Raw genomic sequence first — 21,115 nt, 5'->3', positions numbered from 1 at the left:
AGTGGGAGACGCGGTTTTAAAAATGACGGGCATATCCAAAGCCTTTTTCGGCGTGAAGGCGTTAAACCGGGTATCCCTCGAAGTTCGCCGGGGCGAAGTGCATGCGTTAATGGGCGAGAACGGGGCGGGCAAGTCGACGTTGATGAAAATATTGACCGGTCTGGTGAAGCCCGACGAAGGCGAAATCGTCTTCGACGGGCACCCCGTCAAAATCGATTCGCCGCAGACGGCGCTCGGCCTCGGCATCGCGATGATTCATCAGGAGCTCAATCCGATTCCGGAAATGACGGTCGCGGAAAATATTTTTCTCGGGCGGGAGCCGGTGCGCGGCGGGATTTTTCTGAATCGCAAGGAGCTCTATCGCCAAACCCGGGAGCTGCTGGACGAGTTCGATTTTCCGCTGGAGCCGGGTCAATCGGTCGGGCGCCTGAGCGTCGCCGAAAAGCAGATGCTGGAAATCATCAAAGCGGTATCGTACCGGGCCAAGCTGATCATTATGGACGAGCCGACGTCGGCCCTGTCGGAGAGCGAAGTGAAAACGCTTTTTCGGACGATGGACAATCTGAAGCAAAAAGGCGTCCCGATCGTTTACATTTCCCACCGGATGGAGGAGATTTTCTCCAAGACCGACCGCGTAACCGTGCTTCGGGACGGCGAGTACGTCGGCTCGGAGGACATCGCGAACCTCGACGCCGACCGGCTCATTTCCATGATGGTCGGGCGTCCCCTGGACGCGATCTATCCGAAGGAGGCGGCAACCCGGGGCGACGTCGTGCTGGAGGCGGTGGGCTTAAGGCGGCATTCCGCGTTCGAGGACATTTCGTTCCAGGTCCGAGCGGGCGAAATTCTCGGCATCGCCGGCCTGATGGGAGCGGGTCGCAGCGAAGTGATGCGGGCGATGTTCGGCATCGACCGGCTGGACGGCGGAGAGGTGCGGCTGGAAGGGAAGCCGGTCGCGATCAAGCACCCGACCGACGCCATTCGCCAAGGTCTTGCGATGGTGACGGAGGACCGCAAGGAGCTCGGGCTCGTGCTCTGCCGGTCGATCCGCGAGAACATGACGCTGGCCAGCATGCCGATTTCCGGAGGAAGCCCGTTCCTGTCGGCCAAAAACGAAGTTCGCAACGTCGAGGAGATGACCGGCAAAATCCGCATCAAAATGCGCGACATCGACCAGGACGTGCAAAATTTGAGCGGCGGCAACCAACAGAAGGTCGTCATCGCCAAATGGCTGATGACGAGGCCCAAGGTGCTCATTCTCGACGAGCCGACGCGAGGCATCGATGTCGGAGCGAAAGCGGAAATTTACAAACTGATGTCAAGTCTGGCGAAAGAGGGGTTGGCCATCATTATGGTTTCATCGGAATTGCCCGAAGTGATCGGGATGAGCGACCGGATTTTGGTCATGGGGCAAGGCAGAATCAAGGGCGAGTTCCAGGGCGGACAAGCGACGCAGGAGCAAATTCTCGCCTGCGCCATCGGAGGTGAGCGGATTGCTTAACGGTCTTTCCTTAAAACGCCAGCCCCCGCCCGGCGGAGGCGGAATTCCGGCCGACATGCTCCGCAAATACGGCCTCATCGGCATTCTGCTGCTTGCCGTCATCGTCCTCAGCATCGTTTCCGACGCCTTCCTTACCTTTACGAACCTGATGAACGTGCTGAGGCAAGTCTCCATCAACGGCATATTGGCCGTCGGCATGACGTTCGTTATTTTGACGGCAGGCATCGACTTGTCCATCGGCTCGATGATGGCCGTATCGGCCGTCATCGCCGCTAGCATCGTAAGCTATAATCCCGATCTGGCGATCGTGGCTTTGCTCGCGGGCATGCTGGCAAGCGGCGCGCTCGGCGGGGTCAGCGGCACGATGAGCGCCAAGCTCAACGTCGCGCCCTTCGTCGCCACGCTCGCCATGATGACGATCGCCCGGGGCATTGCGCTCATTTATACGAACGGACGTCCCATCGTCATCGATTCTCCTTCCTTTAAATTTCTCGGCCAAGGCTATCTCGGCCCCATCCCGTTCCCGGTCGTTTTGTTCATCCTCGTAACCGTCATCATGAGCATCATCCTCTACAAAACGAAGTTCGGGCGCTATATATTTGCCGTCGGCGGCAATGAAAACGCGGCCCACATTTCCGGAATCCGGGTCAGCCGGGTCAAAATCTGGGTGTACGTCATCAACGGCCTGCTGGCCGGCCTTGCCGGCGTACTGCTCGCTTCGCGGATCAGCTCCGGACAGCCGAACAGCGGCATGGGCTACGAGCTGGACGCGATCGCCGCCGTCGTCATCGGCGGGACGAGCCTGTTCGGCGGGCGGGGCTCGATGCTCGGCACGATCGTCGGCGTCCTCATTATCGGCGTCATCAACAACGGGTTGAATTTGCTCGACGTATCCTCCTATTGGCAGCAAATCATCAAGGGCGTCATCATCGCGGGAGCGGTCATTCTGGATCAACGGGCAAAGCGCGCTTAACCTCCAGAATCGGAGGCCGAGCCCGCCGCGGCAAGCGGCGCTCGCGTCTGATTTCATAAAACCGAATAGACGAGAGGAGAAACGAGAGATGGCAAAAATGAAAAGCTGGAAGTGGTTGGGGACTCTTGCGCTGGCATCGACGGTGCTGGCGGCATGCGGGGGGAACGAAGGAGGCAATACCGCCTCGCCGAGCGCGGAGGGCGGAGCTTCGGGGGAAGCCGCGGGCAAGGAGTACCGGATCGGCGTAGCCGCTCAGGGTCTGTCGCACGAATTCATCAAATCGCTCGTCGAATCGATGCAGGAAAAAGCCGACGAACTGAACGTCGAGCTGCTCGTCATGGACAGCCAGGACAAAATCGAGGAACAGCTGAACCAGGTCGACAACCTGATCTCGCAAAAGGTGGACGCGATCATTTTGAACGCCGTCGACATGGTCGGCTCGAGTCCGGCGGTCGACCGCGTGAAGGAAGCGGGCATTCCGCTCGTCGAAGCGATCACCTTCACCGAAAACGAAAATTACGACGTGTTCGTCGGCACCGATCCCGAGCAGTCCGGGGTAATGATGGGCGAAATTTTGGCCGAATTGCTGGACGGCAAAGGGAACGTCGCGCTGCTTCAAGGCCAGATCGGCCATTCCGCGGAAATTACTCGCGGCGCCGGGCTCCAGAAAGCGCTGTTCGACAAATATCCGGACGTCAAGCTCGTGACCGAGCAAACCGCCAACTGGAACCGCGACGAAGCGATGAGCATTACGGAAGACTGGCTGCAGCGGTTTCCGGAGCTGAACGCCATCGCCGCCCAAAACGACGAAATGGCGATGGGCGCGCTGCAAGCGGTTGAGGCGGCCGGCCGCACCGACATTCTCGTCGTCGGCATCGACGGCATCGCCGACGCGCTCAAGGCCGTCAAGGAAGGACGTATGGCCGCGACCGTGCTCGACAACGTGACGGAGGAAGGCAAGCGGGCGATCGAAGTCGCCGTCGGGCTGATCGAAGGCGAGAAGTTCGAAAAGAAGGAACTGGTCGACTACGTTCCGATCAATAAAGACAACGTGGACCAATACATCCAGTAAAGTTTGAATACTCGGTTTAAAAAAGGAGCGGACACGAATGCGGGTTACCTACGAACGGCAGCCGGCCGAGCTGCTGCCAACCCCCAAGCATGCGGTTTTCCGGAACGGGCGCTTTCCGCTCGTTCCCGGGCCGATCACGCTGCATGCGGACCCTTCCTTGCGGGAAGCCGCCGACGTCGTCCGCTCCGAGCTGGTCAAGCTCGGAGCGGCGCCGGCCGCGGCGGAGGACGCGTCTTCCTCCCGCGCGATCCGATTCAAAGGTCCGGAAACGATGCCTTCGCAGGCGGAAGAAGAGCTGCGGGGGCAGGCTTTCCCCGAACAGTCTTACAAGCTCGAAGTCGACGCGTCCGGCGCGACGGTCTACGCGCTGCACCTCCAAGGGGCGCTGCACGGGGCGGCGACGCTGCTCGAGCTTGCCGAAAGCTCCGGGGACGGCAGCGTTCCGGAGCTTTCCATTGCCGACGGCCCCGATATCGGCCGCCGGATCATCTCGCCGACGCTGACGTGGTACGCGGGATTCGCCCGGGCGGGGTTCGGCACGCAGCTATGGGACGGAGAACGTTGGAAGACGTTCGTCGACTGGTGCTTCCGGCATAAAATCAACGCGCTGAACGTCGTCATGTACGGTTTTTGGCCGTTCGAATTCCCGGCGTATCCGGAGACGGAGCTTCGCGGCTTGCGAATGGAAACGTGGTCCGAGGAGATCGGCGATTGGGTCGAGGTTTCGTTCACCCACCCGAATTTGCGCAAGCCGTTCCTTCAGGAGCTGATCCGGTACGCGAACGACCGGGGCATCGAGATCTATGCGTATATCGGCATGAACTCGTACAGCGGCGGGTACCCCGTCGTTCACCCGGAAAGCCGGAGCGTGCTGTCGCCCGAACTGATCGCCGCGGGGCACGTGAACAATTACGATTCGATGTGCACGTCGCGGGTCGACGTACGCGATTATCTTCTCGCCAGCGTCAAGCGGATCGAGGAGCTCGGGTTTGACGGCCTCGTCTTCGAGGAGAGCGAAGAGGTGCAGTGGTTTTGCCAATGCGCGGAATGCAAACGCAAGTACGGCCATTTGCCGCCGAACGACGCGAAGCATACCGTAACGGCCGAGCTGCTTGCCGAATACCGCAAGGTTCTGAAGCCCGAGACGCTGATCGGCATTCGCTGGCTGCGGGAGCCGCCGATCGTCAAGGACGAAGCGTACCTCGCCGCCTGGCGGGACAAGCTGCCGGAGGACGTGAAGCTGTTCTGGGCGCCGGGACTGGAGGATGACGACCGGGAATTTTTGAAATGGGCGCGGGTGTTCGGGCCGGATCGCATCTGGTCGCGCAACTGCGAGGGCAGCGGCTTCGCCGCCAGCCTCGGCCGAATTCCGTACCTGATTCCCGATACGTTCCCGGAATCGCTGCGCAACTATGCGTTCCAGCACTTGTGGAACGACATCGCCCAGTTTCAGGGGGCGGTCAACACAAACTGCTCGGCGATCAACGGCTACGGCTTCGAATGGTACGGGCACGAGCTGTTTTTTATGGCGACGGCCCAGTACGGCTGGGATTGCTGGAGGTTCGACCGCGACGCCTTTTTGGCGTTTGCCTCGCGCCACCTGCACGGCGAGGCGGACGGGGAGCGGTACGAGCGGGTCATTCGGACGCTTCCGTGCATCCACGAGACGCAAATTTGCCCGACGCTGCCGTCGTTTCCGTTCATGCCGAACAAGTACGTCGGCGACGAAGGCGCCGCTTATTTGGCGCAATGCGCGGAGGCGGCCGAACGGGCGATCGAAGAGCTTGCGGCGATCGCCGCGGCGGAGGGCTTGAGCCGGATCCGGCGGGAAAATGCCGAAGCGACGCTCGTGATGGCAAGGCGCATGCGCGAGGTTATCCGGGCCGGGCTGTTCTTTAACCGGTTTCTGGACGAGCGGGATTCGGGACAGGCGGACGCCGGCAGGCTGCGCGAGTACGCGACGCAAGCGCTCCGGCACGCTGAGGAAGATTACCGCCTGATCAAGCTGCACTATTTCGATACGAAGGCGCACGATTGGACGGGCGTGCCGATCGGCGAATATTACGTTCCGATGGTCATCAACGAATACAAAAAGACGTTCCACGCGGCGCTCGGAACCGACGAATTCGCCCCGGACGACGGCGTGCCGTATATGGTCGGCGGAGAAAGCCTGCCGTGGGAATGGCTGCTCGAGTGGGGACCGCGCATCGCCGCCGCAAGGCCTCTTGCGGCCTTGCGCGGGGAGGGCGGAAGCGGACGATGAAGCATCCGGTCATCGATATTTTGGAGGACCTCGTCCGCATTCAGAGCGTCAACCCGCACTACGGGGACGGGGCGAACGGCGAAATGGAGCTTTCCCGTTATATCGAGCGTTTTTTTCGGCGGATCGGCCTGCCGGTGCGAAGGCAGCCGGTCGCCGAAGGAAGGGACAACCTGATCGTCGAGCTGAGGACGGGACACCCCGATTCCGTGCTGTTGTACGAGGCCCATATGGACACCGTTTCGCTCGGCAGCATGGAGCGGCCGCTCGTGCCGGCCATCCGCGACGGGCGGCTGTTCGGCAGGGGAGCCTGCGATACGAAGGGTTCGCTTGCGGCGATGATGTACGCGATGGAGCAGTGCGCGCGCTATCCCGAGCTGCTGAGGTGCGACCTCGTCTTATGCGCGTCCGTCGACGAGGAGCATGCGTTTACCGGACTGCTTAAATTTCTGGAGCTGGACATGCCGATATCGGCCGCGGTCGTCGGCGAGCCGACCGAGCTGAAAATCGTCGCCTCGCACAAGGGCTGCGTTCGTTTCGCCGTGCGGACGTTCGGCAAATCGGCGCACAGCTCCGTTCCTCACGAGGGGGAAAACGCCATCGTGTCGATGGCGAAAATCGTTCAATATTTGCAGGAAAAAATGACGCCGGAGCTCGGGCGCCTCAGCGACGCCCTGTGCGGTCCGGCAACCTTGTCCATCGGGACGATCCGCGGCGGAAAGCAAATCAACATCGTGCCCGAAAGCTGCGTCATCGAGGTGGACCGCCGGATCGTCCCCGGCGAAAATCCGCATCGGGTGCTGGCGGATATCGAGGAGGAGCTGCAAGGATGGTGCGCGGCGCAAGGAATCAAATGCGCGATCGAGCCGCTGCTGCTCGATTGGGCGCTCCATACGCCGCCGGGCAACCCGCTCGTGCGGCGCGCGCGGGACGCGGCTTCGGCGCTCGGCCTGAATAGCGGCGTATTCGGAGAAACGTACGGCAGCAATGCAAGCAAGCTGCAGGGAATCAAAGGCATCCCCAGCATCGTCTACGGACCGGGCTCGATCGCCCAGGCCCACTCCCGCGAGGAATGGGTCGCCGTGTCCGACGTCGAGCGGGCGACCGAGTTTTACATGGAGCTGGCGCGAACGTTCCGCTAAAGCCCAAGAGCGGGAAACGGGAGGCCGTTTCCGAAATTTTTTGATGAAAAAGGAGCTTTTCGATGAACAAGGAAATCATCCGCACCGACAAAGCCCCGCAGCCGGCGGGCAGCTATTCGCAAGCGGTCAAATTCGGCAACACGGTGTACGTGGCGGGAACGTGTCCGTTCGAGCTCGGGTCCAAAACCGTCAAGCACCCCGGCGATATGGCCGCCCAAACGAAACTGGTGCTTGAATATATGGCGGAAATTTTGCGGGAAGCGGGCTCTTCCCTCGATCACGTGCTGAAAGTGACGGCTTTCCTGGACGACTTGGACGCGTTCGCGGAGTACGATCGGGTATACGCAAGCTTTTTCAAGCAGGACCCGCCGGCCCGCAGCACGGTCGAGATCGGCAAGTTTCCGCCCGGCATGCGGGTGGAGATCGAATGCGTAGCCTATATACCGGAATGAACGCGACGGCAAGGGGGAGCGACGGTGAAAATCGCCGATCGGGTTTATTTGGTCGGGAGCGGAAAGTTCGGCATGGAGCTGAGCGACCCGACCGACTGCAACGTCTATTTGCTGGACGGCGGGGAGCAATGCGCCCTCATCGACGCCGGCGGAGGCGTCGATCCGGAACGGATCGAGGCCAACATCGCCGCCGCCGGCTTCGGCATGGACCGGATTAAAACGCTGATTTTGACCCATGCGCATGCGGACCACGCCGCCGGGGCGGCTTATTTCGAACGGACGTACGGGATGGAGGTCGTTGCCGCCGCGGATGCGGCCGCATGGCTGGAGAGCGGCGACATGGACAAGACGAGCCTCCGGCATGCGCAGCGGGGAGGCGTCTATCCGCCGGATTTTGCCTTTCCCGCTTGCCGGATCTCGCGCAAAGTCCGGGAGGGCGACCTCGTGGCCGTCGGCGATCTTGCGCTTCGCGTCCTCGACAGTCCGGGCCATTCCAGAGGCCACATCTGCCTGCTGTGGGACGAAGGGGAGCGGCGCAGCCTGTTTGCGGGCGACACCGTATTCGCCGGCGGCAAAGTCGTCATTCAGAACGTATGGGATTGCATCATCGACGAATACGCCGCTACGGTGGCGAAGCTTCACGGGCTTCGCGCCGACCGGCTGTTCCCCGGCCACGGGCCGTTTCTGCTCTCCCGGGCGTTTGCGCATATCGAGCGGGCGCACCTGTGCTTCGAGCGGCTGGATGTGCCGCCCAACCTATAACGGAGGGACAAACCCCGATGAAAGCATTGATCGACAAAAACGATTTTATCGGCCTGGAGCGCTGTTCCTGGTTTTACAGCGGAGCGGAAACGCCGACCCACCGCGAAGTGCTCAAGGCGGTGACGGAGTATATGACCGTCCGCAGTCTCGGGCCCGGCGGACGGGACCGCAACGCGGAGACGGAACGGAGCTGCAAGCGGAATCTGGCCGAGCTGCTCGGCAGCCGGCCGGAGCACATTGCGCTCATGTCCAGTTCCTCGGAGGCGATCTCCATGATTTCGCGGGCGCTGGCGCTCGCGCCGGGGACAATGTCGTGCTTCACGTGCTCGAGTTTCCGTCCGGCGTGCTCCCCTGGCTTGCGCTTAAACGCGACGGCGTGGAGGTCAGAGTCGTGCAGCACCGCGACTGGGAAGTCGACGAGGCCGATATTTTAAGCCGGGTCGACGGCCGCACGAAGCTGGTCATGACGAGCCACGTCAGCTACTTGAACGGCTTTCGGTTCGATTACCGGAAGCTGTACGAGCGCATCGCGAAGACCGACGCCCTGCTGCTGCTCGACGCGACGCAGTCGCTCGGCGTCGTTCCCGTCGACGCGTCGATGGCGGATTTCGTCGTCGCCAGCTCCTACAAATGGCTGTTGTCGGTGCACGGAGGCGGCATTCTGGCCGTCAACCCGAAGCGGACGGCCCATATGATGCCGGCCTACGTCGGCTGGCGCAGCGTGGCCGACAATCCGGACGGCTCCGACCGGTTCGAAACGTTCGCCTTCCAGCCGGACGCGCGGCGCTTCGAGCTGGGCTACCCGGCGTATCCGACGGTTTACGCGCTGGAGCGCTCGACCCGGCTGCTGCTCGACGTCGGAATCGGCAACGTCGAGCGACACGTCGCCGCGCTCGGCGACGTGCTCATTCCGTTTCTCGTTTCGCTCAAGCTGGACGTGACGACGCCCCCGGACGCCGGGCGGCGCGCGGGCAATATCACCTTCCGCCACGACGAGGCCGAAGCGGTCGCCGCCAGGCTCAGGCAGCGGGGCATTTACGTCATGGGCGGAGACGGCAGGGTGCGCATTTCCGTGCACGCCTTCAACGATTCGGCCGACGTGGAAACGCTGATCGGCCAACTTCCGGACTGTCTGTAAAACAAGGAGGAGGCGCACGCGATGAAAGCTTTAGTATGGACCGAACCGGAAAAGATGGAATATGCGGAACTGCCGGAAACGGCGCCCAAGGAAGACGAAGTGTTGATCCAGGTAGAGGCGGTCGGCATCTGCGGCTCCGAGCTGGAAGGCTACCTCGGCCACAACAGCCTGCGCGTGCCGCCGCTCGTCATGGGGCACGAGTTTTGCGGGCGCGTCGTATCGTTCGGCGCCCGGGTGACGGGGCTCGCGGCGGGACAGAAAGTCGTCGTAAACCCGCTCTCCTCGTGCGGCGTCTGCGCGTCCTGCCGCAAAGGGCACACGCAGCTGTGCGCGTCCCGCAGCATCGTCGGCATTCACCGGCCGGGCGCCTTCGGCGAACGGGTCGTGGTGCCCGCTTCGGGCGTCGTGCCCGTGCCGGAGGAGCTTGGCGCTTATCGGGCCGCGCTGGCCGAGCCGCTCGCCTGCTCGCTGCGGGCGACCCGCCGCGCCATGCAGCGGCACTTCGCTCCGAACGTGCTCGTCTTCGGCGCGGGCGGCATCGGGCTGCTGTGCGCCAAAGTCGCGAGGCAGCTCGGCGCGGATCGCATCATCGTCGCGGACACGCAGGACGAGCGGCTTGCGATCGCGCTTGGCGTCGCGGCGGACGAAATCGTCAATCCGGCGTCGTCCGACCTGGCCGCATCCGTCGCGAAGCTAGCGGGAGAGAAGGGGATCGACGTCGTCATCGACGCGGCCGGCTTCCAGCCGACGCGGGCGGCGGCGCTCGGCCTGGTCAACCCCGCGGGAACCGTCATGAACATCGGCCTCGGCATCGACGAGACGAATTTGAAAATCAATCATTTGATCCGCAGCGAAATCGAAGTGCTCGGTTCGTTCTGCTACACGGCCCAGGACTTCCGCGACGCGGTCGACCTGCTCGCGCAAGGTCGCGTGACCGAGGAGGGCTGGACCGAGGTGCGTCCTCTTTCGCAAGGGGACGAAGCGTTCCGGGATTTGACGTCCGGCAAAGTCCGAAACGGCAAAATTTTTCTGTCGGTGAACGGGGGCTGAGTCGGACATGGAAAAACTCAAAGTCGGCATCATCGGTTTCGGAGATTGGGGCGCTTGCCATTTGGAGGCTTATCGGGCGCTGCCTTTCGTCGAAGTGGTTGCCGTATGCGACGCCGATCCGCGGCGGCGGCGCGAGGCCGTCGAACGGCACGGCGTCCCGCAGGCGTACGAGCTTCCGGAGGAACTGCTTCGGCATGAGGAGATCAAGCTCGTCAGCGTCGTCACGTTCGAGCGCAACCATTTGCGGCCGACGCTGCTGGCGCTGGAAGCCGGAAAGCACGTTCTCGTCGAAAAGCCGGTGACGACCGACCCGGACGAGGCGCAAACGATGCTCGAGGCGGCCGCGAAAGCCGGGACGTGGCTTGCGCCCGGCCACCTGCTGCGCTTCGAGCCGAAGTACGCGCAGGTTCGCCATATGATTCGCACGGGAGAATTGGGAGAAGTCGCTTCCTTATATATGAAGCGATCCCGCCGGAGCTCGCTCTTTTCCACCTATAAGCGCACGCACACCGTGTACGAGCTGACGGTGCACGACCTCGACCAGGCGATCTGGTACGCGGACAGCCGGGTCAAGCGGGTATACGCGTCCGGACGTTTTTTGTCCGGGGCGGAGGCGCCCGAGGTGCTGTGGGCGCAGCTGACGTTCGAAAACGGCATCGTGGCCGTGCTGCACAGCAATTGGCTGACGCCCGACGCCGCCGGCGTCCCGATCCACGATTATACCGAAGTGATCGGGGACAAGGGCATCGCCCGCTTCGATACGGATGCGGCGGGCGTTCATCTGCTCGGAGCGGCGGGGAGAACGACGACGGATTTGTCGGTGCATCAAAATCAGGGCGGCCGGGTGTTCGGGGCGCTGAAGGAGCAGCTGGACTACTTGTGCCAATGCGCGCTGCTCGGCCGGACGCCGGACATCGTCTCGTTCGAGGACGCGGCGCACGGCATCGAGGTGGCGAAAGCCATCGTGCGGTCGGCCGCGACCGGCGAACCGGTCGCATGGGGATGAAACGGAGGAAAAACGGATGAAATGGGTGCAATTCGTCAAACGCGGAGACGCGGAAGAGAACGTATGGCTCGGAGCTTTTACCGACGACGGCCGGGTTCGTCCGATCGCGGAAGGTACGAGCATGAAGCATTTGATCGCCCGCTGCGCGGAATCGCCGGATTACGCGCTGCATCTTGAAGCGCTCGCCGAGCGGGAGGAAACGCTGCCGCTTGACGAGGTGAGGCTAAAGGCGCCGCTTCACAATCCCGACAAAATGATTTTCATCGGGCTGAATTACCGCGATCACGCGGCCGAATCGAACATGGCGGTGCCGAAAGTGCCGGTCCTTTTCCCGAAATACGCCAACTCGATCGTCGGGCCGGAGGACGACGTCGTCATTCCCGCCGAAGTGGAGCAGTGCGATTACGAGGTCGAGCTCGCCGTCGTCATCGGACGCACGGCCAAAAACGTTGCCGCGGAGGACGCGATGGACTACGTTTTCGGCTATACCGTCATCAACGACGTCAGCGCCCGCGATCTGCAACTGACCGAAGGCCAATGGACGCGGGGCAAGGCGATCGACACGTTCGCGCCGATGGGGCCCTGCATCGCCACGCGCGACGAAATTCCCGATCCGCACAAGCTGCGGCTGTCGCTTGCGCTCAACGGCAAGACGATGCAGGATTCCGACACCGGTTTTCTGATTTTCGATATTCCGTATCTCGTCTCGTTCCTGTCGCGGACGATTACGCTTTCGCCCGGGGACGTGATCAGCACCGGCACGCCGCCCGGAGTCGGCATGGGGTTCGAGCCGCCCGTCTGGCTGAAGGACGGGGACGTGACCGAAGCGTACGTCGAGCATATCGGCACGCTGCGGAACCGGTACGTGAAGGAAAACCGCTAATCCGGCACCGTGACCGGAAAGGAAGGCAAACGGATGAAAAAATTCCGCTTCAAAATCGGCTACAAAATTACGATCGGTTACCTCGTGCTGCTGGTGTTTATCGCTTCGGCGCTCCTCGTCGTGTCCCGGACGATCGAAAGCCTGCAGACGGAAATCGATACGTTGATCCAACGCGACCTGAAAATCCAGGAGCTGAGCTATCAAATCGACAAAAACGCCTCCGACATGGAAGCGGGCTTGAGCGACTACGCGATCGCGGGCGAGGAGAGCAGCAAGGAGGCGGTCCGGGCCGCGATCGCAAGATGGGAAGCGAACGGGCAGCAGCTGGCGGGACTGCTCGCGGGCGAAGACGCCCAGCTTAGCCGGATGAACAGCGTGACGGCGTCCATCGAGCAGTGGATCGCGATCGCGGAACGGGAACTGGAGGTGCCGGCGGGCACGCGAAGTCTGGAGGATATCCGGGCGTTCGCCTTGGAGTCGGCCGGACAAAAGCAGATGGACGGCATGCGCGAGCAGCTGTCCCGGCTGCGCCAGGCGGACAAGTACGCGATGGAGCAGCGGGTCGGTTCGCTTCATAAGCAAACGTCCGAGCTGCAAACGCTGCTGTTCGCGTTCGCCGGCGCGCTGACGGTGCTCACGATCGCCTTTTCGTGGATCGTTTCCCGCAGCGTCTCGGTCAACATCCGCCGGGTGACGGCGGCGGTGGCCGACATCGCCCGGTCCGGCGGCGATCTGACGAAGCGGATCCAGGTCCGCGCGACGGACGAGACGATGGAGCTGGGCCGGGAAACGAACGGCTTGCTGGCCTCCCTGCAAACGATGATGCGGGAAATCCGCGAGCAAGCGGGCAAGCTGGCCGACGTTTCGGAGACGATCCGGACGGGAACCGCCGGCGCGCTCGACATCAACGGCCAGGTGAACGAGGCGGTGCGGCGCGTGGCGGAGGGCGCGGAGAGCCAGGTGGCCCGGACGCAGGAAATCTCCGCCATTATGGCGGAGACGATGAAAGGGCTGGAGCAGGTCGCCGCCCGCACGCAGGACGTGTCGGAGCTTGCCCGCGCGACGCGCGAGGACGCCGACAGCGGCAGCGTCAGCCTCGACCGTTCCCAGCAGGAGATCGAGCGGATCGAAACGATTTTCGGCACGATCCAGGGCAGCGTCGGCGATCTGTCCCGGCGGGCCGGCCGGATCCAGGACATCGCGGTCTACATTTCCGAAGTGTCGAAGCAAACGAACCTGCTCGCGCTCAACGCGGCGATCGAGGCGGCGCGAGCGGGAGCGCACGGGCGCGGCTTCACGGTCGTGTCGGCGGAAATTCGCAAGCTTTCCGACGAGACGGCGGAATCCGCGCGGCAAATCACCGCGACGCTCGACGAGCTGAACGAGGGCGTGGGGCAAATCGTGGAGTTGATGGCGGGCAGCGCGCAGGCCGTATACAACGGCACGTCGTCGCTCAAGGAAGCGGGCGGCAGCGTCAAATCGGTCGTGGAAAGCGTGGGCTCGCTGGCGGAGCGGGTGATCGAAGCGGCGTCGGCGATCGAGCAAATCGCGGCGGGCAGCCGGCACGTCGTCCGTTCGGCGGAGGAAATCAGCCGGGTGACCGAGGAAACGTCGGCGTTCGCGGAGCAGATGTCGGCGATGGTGGAGGAGCAGAATGCCTCCCTGCGCGAGTTCGCCGCTTCGTCGGACGGACTGAACGGGGTGTCCGGAACGCTTCGGGATATGACCGGGCATTTCAAGGTATAAAAAAAGAAGAAGGCTCGCGCGAGTCCCGAGGGGCTGCGGCTTGCGGGCCTTCTTTGCTTTGCTTTGCGCGCAGCGCTTTCCTGGAAAGATGCGCCGCAGGTTGGCAGCCGCTTCCGGCGCTCCCCGAGCTTCGCTCTATGCCCCCCGGACACCGGTTTCCACGCAATAACGGCGCGAGGAGGCCGTTAAATCGGTGGCGTGCCCACATTTTGCGAAATAACGGCCGGTGCGGGCCGTTATTCGCTCTTCGCGCCTCCGATTCCGGGCTTCGCACCCGAATAACGGCGCGAGGAGTCAGCCTCGACCCTGCGGGTTCGACGAAGCTTACTTCTCAACGCGCCCCTTGCAGGGTCGCCACGTTGCCTCTCGGCCGCACGCGGCGAGGCCGACGCGCCTTGCTTGCCCGATCACGCCTTCGCCGGCCCGGCCCGGTCCGGCCTCAAGCGCTCCTTGCGCTGCAGCCGGCGCAAGTACCACCCGAGCAGCGGAGCAACGGCGAAAAAGATAAACAGCACGCGGAACAGCTGGTAACCGGCCACGATCGTCATGTCCGCCCCGATCTCGTGCGCGATCAGGCTCATTTGATCGAGTCCGCCGGGCACAAGGCTCAGGAAGCTCGTTTGCGGGCTGAGCGGATGGAGCTTGCCGAGCAGCCAGGCCAAACCTCCGGCTATGGCGATCAGCATGGCGCCGGTCGCGACGGCGAGGGCGAGCGTCCGCAGCGATTTGCGAGACAGGCTGTCCGGCCTCAGAAGCAAGCCCACGTAGCCCCGATCATGAACTGGGCGGCGTTCAGCAAGACAGACGGCAAAGCCGGAGCTTCGAAGCCGGAAAGATGCAGCGCCGCCACGCCGATGACGGGACCGAGCATCATGGCGGTGGGCAGCTTGATTTTCTGCCCGCCCCAGGCGGAAATGACCGCGACGACGGCGAAAACGAAGAGGTTCGGAAACAATCCGCTCCAGCTCGCGACGTCGGCTGCGGCCTCTTCAAGCGCGCCCGGGCCCGCGCTGCCCGCGCCGAAATGAAACAGCGGACTGAACGCCAGCAGGGGCACGCAAATGACGATCATCATGAGCCGGGTGACCTGCAGCAGCGACACGGCGGTCAAGTCCGCGTTGTCCATTTCCTCCGCGAGCACGATCATTTGCGACAGGCCCCCGGGGATGCATCCGGTCAGCGCGGTCGGAAACGTAAGCCCGCCCATGCGGGACAGAACGACGGCAAAAAGAACGGACACAAGCAGGGTCAGCACGGTCATGAGCAGCATGGCCGGCAGTTGGCGCGCCATTTCGGCGAGCAGCGGATACGTAAACGACATGCCGATCGAATAGCCGACGATGATCATGCCCGCGTTTCGCAGCGAGCCGGACCAGCGAAGCGGGATTCGTATGAACTTGGAGGCCGCAAGCAGCGCGAGCATTGGCCCGAGCAGCCACGGAACCGGCAGGCGGACCAGCGAGCAGATCAGCCCTCCGGCGAAGGCGACGAGGAGGGCGATGCCGAGCCGGAGGGCGGGCCCGGGACCCACGGCGGCAGAAGCGGACGGCGACGGCCTGGATCCGGGACGCCTCACGATCCGGAAGCAAGCTCCGCGATCCGGTCGTTCGCGTTGCCTTCGAACCAACCGCCGTGATAGCACAGGACGCGCTCGATGTCGAACGCCGCAAGCTTGCCCAGCGACCGGAGCGCCGAGTCCATGTCCGGCGTCATCGCCGGGGCCGGTCCCATCAGCCGCCCTTCGCTCACGACCATCGCATCCCCGGCGATCAGCGTCTTCGTGCGGCGATGATACAGGGAAACATGCCCCGGCGTATGGCCGGGCGTATGAATGACGACAACGCCTCCGTCCACGTCCAGGGTGTCTCCGTCCGCCAGCGTCCGATTGACGTTGGGGGCGGTCGCCGGGGAAAACATCCGCTCGAACCTGGCGAGCTCCCCGTCCGTCAGCCCTTGCGTCAGGGCGGCGAGACGCTGGGCGTTCAGCTTGATCAGCGGTTTCGTCCCGTCGATATAAGGTTTATCCGCCGCGTGCGCCCTTACTTCGAGGGGCTTTTCCCGCCCGTGCGCAAGCTCGGGCAAACCGCCGATATGATCGATATCCTGATGCGTCAAAATAACTTGGCTCAAGCGGTCCAGCGGCACGCCGGCGAGCTCGACTTGCTCCCGCAGTTGGCCGAAGGTGCCCGGCAGGCCCGTATCCGCCAGAGCCGCCGCATTGTCGTCATAAATAAGCGCGGGGTGGAAGGTCGACGTAGTCCCCATAACGCTTTTCGTTAGTTCCAGTTTCCGGAGGGGCATAGCAACCACCTTTTCCTGCGATTTGTTTAGTGCTAAGATAATTATAGTCCAAACGGTCCGGCGTTTGAAGCCTCGCGGTCGAATCGCCGCCGGCAACGTCGGCGGAACCGGGCGCACGCGGGAAGAAGGAGCCGGACGAGAAACGGATGCAGCGAGGCCGAACTCACAGCGGCAATCCGCAAAAAAGAGAGCAAGCCCGCAAAGCCGCGCTTTCGCGGCCTTGCGGGCTTGCCTTTTGCGGCGTTACGCCTTGTTCCCGATCGCTTCGAGCGGCTTGTGGTTGCCGTACGTCGGATAGTCCCTTCGCGTCGGAGCGGCCCACTTGACGGCGTTGCGGATGACCGTCCGAACCTGCTCGTTGTAGTAGGTCGGGTACGTTTCGTGACCGGGGCGGAAGTAGAAAATTTTTCCCTGGCCGCGATGGAACGTGCACCCGCTGCGGAACACTTCGCCGCCCTCGAACCAGCTGACGAATACGAGCTCGTCCGGCTGCGGAATGTCGAAATGCTCGCCGTACATTTCCTCCTGCGGCAGCTCGATGTATTCGCCGATTCCTTCCGCGATCGGATGGCCCGGCGATACGACCCACAACCGCTCCTTCTCGTCCGCTTCGCGCCATTTCAAATCGCACGACGTTCCCATGAGCGTCTTGAAAATTTTCGAAAAATGCCCGGAGTGCAGCACGATCAGACCCATTCCCTGCAGGACGCGGCGCTTGACGCGCTCCACGATTTCGTCCTTGACGTCGCCGTGGGCCATATGGCCCCACCAGATCAGAACGTCGGTTTCGGCCAGGCGGCTTTCCGACAAGCCGTGCTCCTCGTCCTGGTCCAGCGTGGCGTAGGCGACGTCGGCCGTCCCGGCGAGGCCTTCGCCGATCGCGGCGTGAATGCCGCCGGGGTAAACGCTCCGCACCTTTTCGTTGTGCTGCTCGTGTCTGAATTCGTTCCAGACGGTTACTTTAAGCTTGGCGGTCATATCGCTTCTCTCCTCGTCGGTTGTTCGTGTAAACGCTTATTTCCCAGTATAGGCAACCCGCCGCTTTTTCGATATGCCGAATTTCAACGCTTTTTTATTCAAAAGTGGTATACTTGCAAATGTACTTTTCAGCCGAAAGGTAGGGTCCGCATGTCGAACCGCCAGCCTTGGCCCGATACGGACGTACAGGCCGTCAACGAAAAAGTGGTCTATCAAAATCCGCTGCTGTTTTTAAAAGTATGGGAAATTCGCGACGCCGACGGAATTCGCCCGGTCCCGGAGACGTGGCCCTGGCATTACCACAAGGAAGTCGAGTTTTTGGCCATCTCGGAAGGCAGCCTGCGCGTGCAGACGCCCGCCGCCTCGCGTACGCTCGAGGCGGGCGATATGATGGTGATCGGCTCTTCCGGGCTTCACCGCACCTGCAACGGGTCGGACGTTCCGCTGCGCTATACGGTGCTGCAGGTGGAGCTGGAACGCCATTTCGATCCGAGCATGCTTCCTTACTTGAACGGGTTCTCCGAGCGGTTCGCCGCCCTGGAAAAGATGAATTATATTTTCGACGAGCAGCCGGAGGCGAAGGAAGAAGCGTTCAAGCTTGTCTCGGATATTTTTTCGGAAACGGCGCGCAAGGAAATCGGCTACGAGCTCGCGATCGGATCGTCGCTGAAACGGCTGCTGCTCCTGCTGCTCCGCCGCGACAGCCGCGGGCTGCTTCAGCGCGCCAACGATCTGGAGCTCGAGCGCTTTCGTCCCGTTCTCGACTACGTGGACGGCCACCTCGGGGAAAAAATAACGGTGGACGACGTCCGCGCCCTGATGGGCATGAGCTACCACCATTTTATCAAATCGTTCAAAAAGGCCGTGGGCGTTCCGTTCGTCGATTACGTCAATTACAACCGGATCAAAAAAGCGGAAAGGCTGCTGGCGACGAGCGACCTCAGCATTTTGGAGATCGGTTTCGAGGTCGGAATCTGGAACATGGCCCAATTTTATAAATTGTTCCGCCGCTATAACTCTCATTCGCCGAAAGAGTTTCGCCGGCGCATGCGCGGCTAAGCCGCGCCGCGCCTTGGAAAAGCGTCCAAAGTACCGTTTTTGATGAAGGACGACATGACTATTTTCGGGACGGATTATTGACAAACACAATATATTGATTTAAATTTGATTAAGCGATCTAGATATGGGTTAAATGAAATACATAGTCTCTCATCGGCATTGCAGGAATAGGAACGCGGAAATAGAGTCTTGGTCCCGCGGCGCAGCGGGAAACGGGGGGTTCGCGCCCCGCAATATGTTGAGCGGCGTGTCCGGCAAGGAACAACCGGATGCGCCGTTCATTTTCGGAAAATGAAAGGAGCTCGAACTAGATGTTGATTGCCTACGATTCCAAGACGGGGAACGTCCGCCGGTTTATCGCCAAGCTCAATATGCCTTCCGTCCAGATCGACGAGAACATGAGCGTGGAAGAACCGTTTGTGCTCGTGACCTATACGACGGGATTCGGACAAGCTCCCGAGCGGGTCATGAAGTTTCTGAATCGCAACCATCGTCAGCTCAAAGGCGTTTCCGCCAGCGGCAACCGCAATTGGGGCGACGGATTTGCGAAGAGCGCGGATACGATTTCGTCGCTGTACGGAGTTCCGGTCATCACCAAGTTCGAGCTTTCGGGCACGACGCGAGACGTCGAGCATTTTGTGCGGGGAGTGAATGATATTGAAGCATATTGAGCTGAACAACCTATTGATGCAACGAGGCGCCGACGGATTTTTCCAACTGGACAAGGACCAGGAGGCCATCAAGGCGTTCATGGCCGAAGTCGAAACGAAATCCCTTCGCTTTGACGGCCATTTGGCCAAAGTAAGCTACATGATCGAGAACGACTACTACGAAGACGTTTTTCAACACTACTCCGAAAACGACGTCCTGCAAGTATACGAACTGACGCACAGCTATCATTTTCAATTTCCTTCATATATGGCCGCCTCCAAGTTTTATTCCGACTACGCGGTAAGAAGCAACGACAAGAAGACGTACCTGGAGCATTACCCGGATCGCGTCGCCATCGTGGCGCTTCACCTCGGCAGAGGCGATTTCGCGACCGCCCGCACGCTGGCCGCTTCGATGATGGAGCAGCGGCTGCAGCCGGCAACCCCGACGTTCCTGAACGCGGGCAAGAGCCGCCGCGGCGAAATGGTGTCCTGCTTCCTGCTGGAAATGGACGATGCGCTCAATTCGATCAATTACGTGCTGGCTACCTGCATGCAGCTGTCGAAGATCGGCGGCGGCGTTGCGGTCAACCTGTCGAAGCTGCGCGGCCGCGGCGAAGCGATCAAGGGCGTGGAAGGCGCCGCCAAAGGGATCATGCCCGTGCTGAAGCTGATGGAGGACGCCTTCTCCTACGCCGACCAGATGGGACAGCGCAAAGGCTCCGGCGCCGCGTACTATAACATTTTCGGCTGGGACGTCATGGAATTCCTCGATTCCAAAAAAATCAACGCCGACGAGAAAACGCGCCTGCAGACGCTGTCGATCGGCCTGATCGTGCCGAACAAGCTGTATGAGCTGGCGGAGCAAAACAAGCCGCTGCACGTGTTCGCTCCGTATTCGGTGTATCGCGCATACGGCCAGCATCTGGACGACATGGACCTCGACGAGATGTACGACAAGCTGCTGGCGGACGACCGCGTCATCAAAAAATCGCCGCTCAGCGCCCGCGACATGCTGACGAAGATCGCGTCCATCCAGCTCGAATCGGGCTACCCGTACATCATGAACAAGACGAACGCCAACAAAGCGCATGCGCTTAAAGATATCGGCTCGATCAAAATGTCCAACCTGTGCACGGAAATTTTCCAACTGCAGGAGACGTCGGAAATTACCGATTACGGCGAAGAGGACATTATCCGCCGGGACATCAGCTGCAACCTCGCTTCGCTTAACATCGTGAACGTGATGGAAAGCGGCAAAATCAAGGAATCGGTGCACGAGGGGATCGCGGGGCTTACGGCCGTCAGCGACATGACGACGGTCATGAACGCGCCGGGCGTGGCGAAAGCGAACGCCGAGCTTCACTCGGTCGGACTCGGCGCCATGAACCTGCACGGCTACCTGGCGAAAAACCTGATCGCCTACGAAAGCGAAGAAGCGAGGGATTTCGCCCGTACGTTCTTCATGATGATGAACTTCCATTCGATCGAGAAGAGCTGCGAAATCGCCGAAAAGACCGGCATCACGTTCGCCGGCTTCGAGAAGTCCGAATATGCGAAAGGCACCTACTTCGACAAGTATTTGGAAACGGACTACCGCCCGCGCACGGAAAGGGTGCGGCAGCTGTTCGCCGGCATCGACATTCCGGCGCCGGCCGACTGGGCGGTTTTGAAGGGTAACGTCATGAAGCACGGCCTGTATCACGCGTATCGCTTGGCGATCGCGCCGACGCAAAGCATTTCGTACATTCAGAACGCGACGTCGAGCGTCATGCCGATCGTCGAGCCGATCGAAACGCGCACGTACGCCAACTCGACGACGTATTATCCGATGCCTTACATGAACGCGTCGAATTTCTTCTATTATAAATCGGCCTATCAGATGAACCAGTTCAAAATCATCGACCTGATCGCGGAAATCGCCGAGCACGTCGACCAAGGCATCTCGACCGTGCTCCACGTCAACAGCGACGTGACGACGCGGCAGTTGGCCCGCTACTACATTTACGCCGCGCGCAAAGGGCTGAAGTCGCTCTACTATACGCGGACGAACCGTCTGAGCGTCGAAGAGTGCGTCAGCTGCGCCGTGTAAAATCCGCGCGATTCCGCATTCGATTCCTATCCGCGCCGCCGCCGGCCGGG

Annotated in this window: 18 protein-coding genes and 1 pseudogene; 16 read left to right on the top strand and 3 right to left on the bottom strand. The window is 61.6% G+C overall.

Translation table 11 applies throughout. The features are described from left to right. Position 1 precedes the first annotated feature (1 nt). The 13 genes from JW799_RS01085 (at position 2) to JW799_RS01030 (ending at position 13,985) form a co-directional block, all read left to right on the top strand. The gene (locus tag JW799_RS01085) at positions 2-1,501 is read left to right on the top strand and encodes a sugar ABC transporter ATP-binding protein (RefSeq protein ID WP_281256508.1); all 1,500 of its coding nucleotides are present in this window, start codon (positions 2-4) and stop codon (positions 1,499-1,501) included. Continuing rightward, positions 1,494-2,474: an ABC transporter permease gene (locus JW799_RS01080; protein WP_338026195.1), complete on the top strand. Its 981-nt coding sequence runs from the start codon at positions 1,494-1,496 to the stop codon at positions 2,472-2,474. Before JW799_RS01085 ends, JW799_RS01080 begins: the two co-directional genes overlap by 8 nt. Before the next feature lie 88 nt (positions 2,475-2,562). Then, complete coding sequence (locus JW799_RS01075) at positions 2,563-3,546, top strand: substrate-binding domain-containing protein (RefSeq protein WP_080836528.1); 984 nt, start codon at positions 2,563-2,565, stop codon at positions 3,544-3,546. A 37-nt stretch (positions 3,547-3,583) separates the two neighbouring features. Continuing rightward, entirely contained in the window at positions 3,584-5,809 is a 2,226-nt protein-coding gene (locus tag JW799_RS01070; RefSeq protein ID WP_205428310.1) for a glycoside hydrolase family 20 zincin-like fold domain-containing protein, read from the top strand. After that, positions 5,806-6,948 (top strand): M20 family metallopeptidase, encoded by a 1,143-nt coding sequence (locus JW799_RS01065; RefSeq protein ID WP_205428308.1) that lies wholly within the window; start codon positions 5,806-5,808, stop codon positions 6,946-6,948. Before JW799_RS01070 ends, JW799_RS01065 begins: the two co-directional genes overlap by 4 nt. A gap of 62 nt (positions 6,949-7,010) precedes the next feature. Further along, complete coding sequence (locus tag JW799_RS01060) at positions 7,011-7,400, top strand: RidA family protein (RefSeq protein WP_080836533.1); 390 nt, start codon at positions 7,011-7,013, stop codon at positions 7,398-7,400. Positions 7,401-7,424: 24 nt separating this feature from the next. Next, the gene (locus JW799_RS01055) at positions 7,425-8,162 is read left to right on the top strand and encodes an MBL fold metallo-hydrolase (RefSeq protein ID WP_080836534.1); all 738 of its coding nucleotides are present in this window, start codon (positions 7,425-7,427) and stop codon (positions 8,160-8,162) included. Between the two features lie 17 nt (positions 8,163-8,179). After that, the gene (locus JW799_RS29480; RefSeq protein ID WP_338026194.1) at positions 8,180-8,596 is read left to right on the top strand and encodes a hypothetical protein; all 417 of its coding nucleotides are present in this window, start codon (positions 8,180-8,182) and stop codon (positions 8,594-8,596) included. Further along, positions 8,485-9,300 (top strand): aminotransferase class V-fold PLP-dependent enzyme, encoded by an 816-nt coding sequence (locus JW799_RS01050; protein ID WP_338026337.1) that lies wholly within the window; start codon positions 8,485-8,487, stop codon positions 9,298-9,300. The genes JW799_RS29480 and JW799_RS01050 overlap by 112 nt, the downstream gene beginning before the upstream one ends. Positions 9,301-9,321: 21 nt before the next feature. Beyond that, positions 9,322-10,350 (top strand): zinc-dependent alcohol dehydrogenase, encoded by a 1,029-nt coding sequence (locus JW799_RS01045; RefSeq protein ID WP_205428300.1) that lies wholly within the window; start codon positions 9,322-9,324, stop codon positions 10,348-10,350. 7 nt (positions 10,351-10,357) lie between these two features. Beyond that, positions 10,358-11,356, top strand: coding sequence for a Gfo/Idh/MocA family protein (locus tag JW799_RS01040; RefSeq protein ID WP_080836540.1), 999 nt, complete (start codon positions 10,358-10,360; stop codon positions 11,354-11,356). A 16-nt stretch (positions 11,357-11,372) separates the two neighbouring features. Then, on the top strand, positions 11,373-12,239 hold the full coding sequence (locus JW799_RS01035) for a fumarylacetoacetate hydrolase family protein (protein ID WP_205428298.1): 867 nt from the start codon (positions 11,373-11,375) through the stop codon (positions 12,237-12,239). Positions 12,240-12,272: 33 nt separating this feature from the next. Then, the gene (locus JW799_RS01030) at positions 12,273-13,985 is read left to right on the top strand and encodes a methyl-accepting chemotaxis protein (protein WP_205428296.1); all 1,713 of its coding nucleotides are present in this window, start codon (positions 12,273-12,275) and stop codon (positions 13,983-13,985) included. Between the two features lie 407 nt (positions 13,986-14,392). On the opposite strand, the pseudogene JW799_RS01025 reads toward JW799_RS01030, so the two are convergent. The 3 genes and pseudogenes from JW799_RS01025 to JW799_RS01015 form a co-directional block, all read right to left on the bottom strand. Continuing rightward, positions 14,393-15,516, bottom strand: a pseudogene (locus JW799_RS01025) (AbrB family transcriptional regulator). Between the two features lie 41 nt (positions 15,517-15,557). Next, positions 15,558-16,250: an MBL fold metallo-hydrolase gene (locus JW799_RS01020; RefSeq protein ID WP_240353114.1), complete on the bottom strand. Its 693-nt coding sequence runs from the start codon at positions 16,248-16,250 to the stop codon at positions 15,558-15,560. 279 nt (positions 16,251-16,529) lie between these two features. Further along, positions 16,530-17,264, bottom strand: coding sequence for a ThuA domain-containing protein (locus JW799_RS01015; RefSeq protein WP_205428292.1), 735 nt, complete (start codon positions 17,262-17,264; stop codon positions 16,530-16,532). A gap of 150 nt (positions 17,265-17,414) precedes the next feature. Here JW799_RS01015 and JW799_RS01010 point away from each other — a divergent pair, with 150 nt between their 5' ends. The 3 genes from JW799_RS01010 to nrdE all read left to right on the top strand — a co-directional run bounded on the left by JW799_RS01010 (position 17,415) and on the right by nrdE (position 21,065). Then, on the top strand, positions 17,415-18,323 hold the full coding sequence (locus JW799_RS01010; protein ID WP_205428290.1) for a helix-turn-helix domain-containing protein: 909 nt from the start codon (positions 17,415-17,417) through the stop codon (positions 18,321-18,323). A 311-nt stretch (positions 18,324-18,634) separates the two neighbouring features. Then, positions 18,635-18,994 (top strand): class Ib ribonucleoside-diphosphate reductase assembly flavoprotein NrdI, encoded by a 360-nt coding sequence (gene nrdI, locus JW799_RS01005; protein WP_080836552.1) that lies wholly within the window; start codon positions 18,635-18,637, stop codon positions 18,992-18,994. Continuing rightward, positions 18,981-21,065 carry a class 1b ribonucleoside-diphosphate reductase subunit alpha gene (gene nrdE, locus JW799_RS01000; protein ID WP_080836554.1) on the top strand — a complete coding sequence of 695 codons (2,085 nt, stop codon included), beginning with the start codon at positions 18,981-18,983 and terminating at the stop codon, positions 21,063-21,065. Before nrdI ends, nrdE begins: the two co-directional genes overlap by 14 nt. Positions 21,066-21,115 lie beyond the last annotated feature (50 nt).

The organism is Cohnella algarum, assembly GCF_016937515.1.
In the GTDB taxonomy this organism is placed as follows: domain Bacteria; phylum Bacillota; class Bacilli; order Paenibacillales; family Paenibacillaceae; genus Cohnella; species Cohnella algarum.
Note: the sequence above shows the minus strand (reverse complement) of the source record. Positions and strands in the feature narration are given on the sequence as shown.

What these genes read in the sequence shown, in the direction of transcription:
- JW799_RS01075 (WP_080836528.1), top strand. Translation starts at nt 2,563, where the DNA reads ATGGCAAAAATGAAAAGCTGGAAGTGGTTGGGGACTCTTGCGCTGGCA.
- JW799_RS01070 (WP_205428310.1), top strand. Translation starts at nt 3,584, where the DNA reads ATGCGGGTTACCTACGAACGGCAGCCGGCCGAGCTGCTGCCAACCCCC.
- JW799_RS01065 (WP_205428308.1), top strand. Translation starts at nt 5,806, where the DNA reads ATGAAGCATCCGGTCATCGATATTTTGGAGGACCTCGTCCGCATTCAG.
- JW799_RS01060 (WP_080836533.1), top strand. Translation starts at nt 7,011, where the DNA reads ATGAACAAGGAAATCATCCGCACCGACAAAGCCCCGCAGCCGGCGGGC.
- JW799_RS29480 (WP_338026194.1), top strand. Translation starts at nt 8,180, where the DNA reads ATGAAAGCATTGATCGACAAAAACGATTTTATCGGCCTGGAGCGCTGT.
- JW799_RS01045 (WP_205428300.1), top strand. Translation starts at nt 9,322, where the DNA reads ATGAAAGCTTTAGTATGGACCGAACCGGAAAAGATGGAATATGCGGAA.
- JW799_RS01040 (WP_080836540.1), top strand. Translation starts at nt 10,358, where the DNA reads ATGGAAAAACTCAAAGTCGGCATCATCGGTTTCGGAGATTGGGGCGCT.
- JW799_RS01035 (WP_205428298.1), top strand. Translation starts at nt 11,373, where the DNA reads ATGAAATGGGTGCAATTCGTCAAACGCGGAGACGCGGAAGAGAACGTA.
- JW799_RS01030 (WP_205428296.1), top strand. Translation starts at nt 12,273, where the DNA reads ATGAAAAAATTCCGCTTCAAAATCGGCTACAAAATTACGATCGGTTAC.
- JW799_RS01020 (WP_240353114.1), bottom strand. Translation starts at nt 16,250, where the DNA reads ATGGGGACTACGTCGACCTTCCACCCCGCGCTTATTTATGACGACAAT.
- JW799_RS01015 (WP_205428292.1), bottom strand. Translation starts at nt 17,264, where the DNA reads ATGACCGCCAAGCTTAAAGTAACCGTCTGGAACGAATTCAGACACGAG.
- JW799_RS01010 (WP_205428290.1), top strand. Translation starts at nt 17,415, where the DNA reads ATGTCGAACCGCCAGCCTTGGCCCGATACGGACGTACAGGCCGTCAAC.
- nrdI (WP_080836552.1), top strand. Translation starts at nt 18,635, where the DNA reads ATGTTGATTGCCTACGATTCCAAGACGGGGAACGTCCGCCGGTTTATC.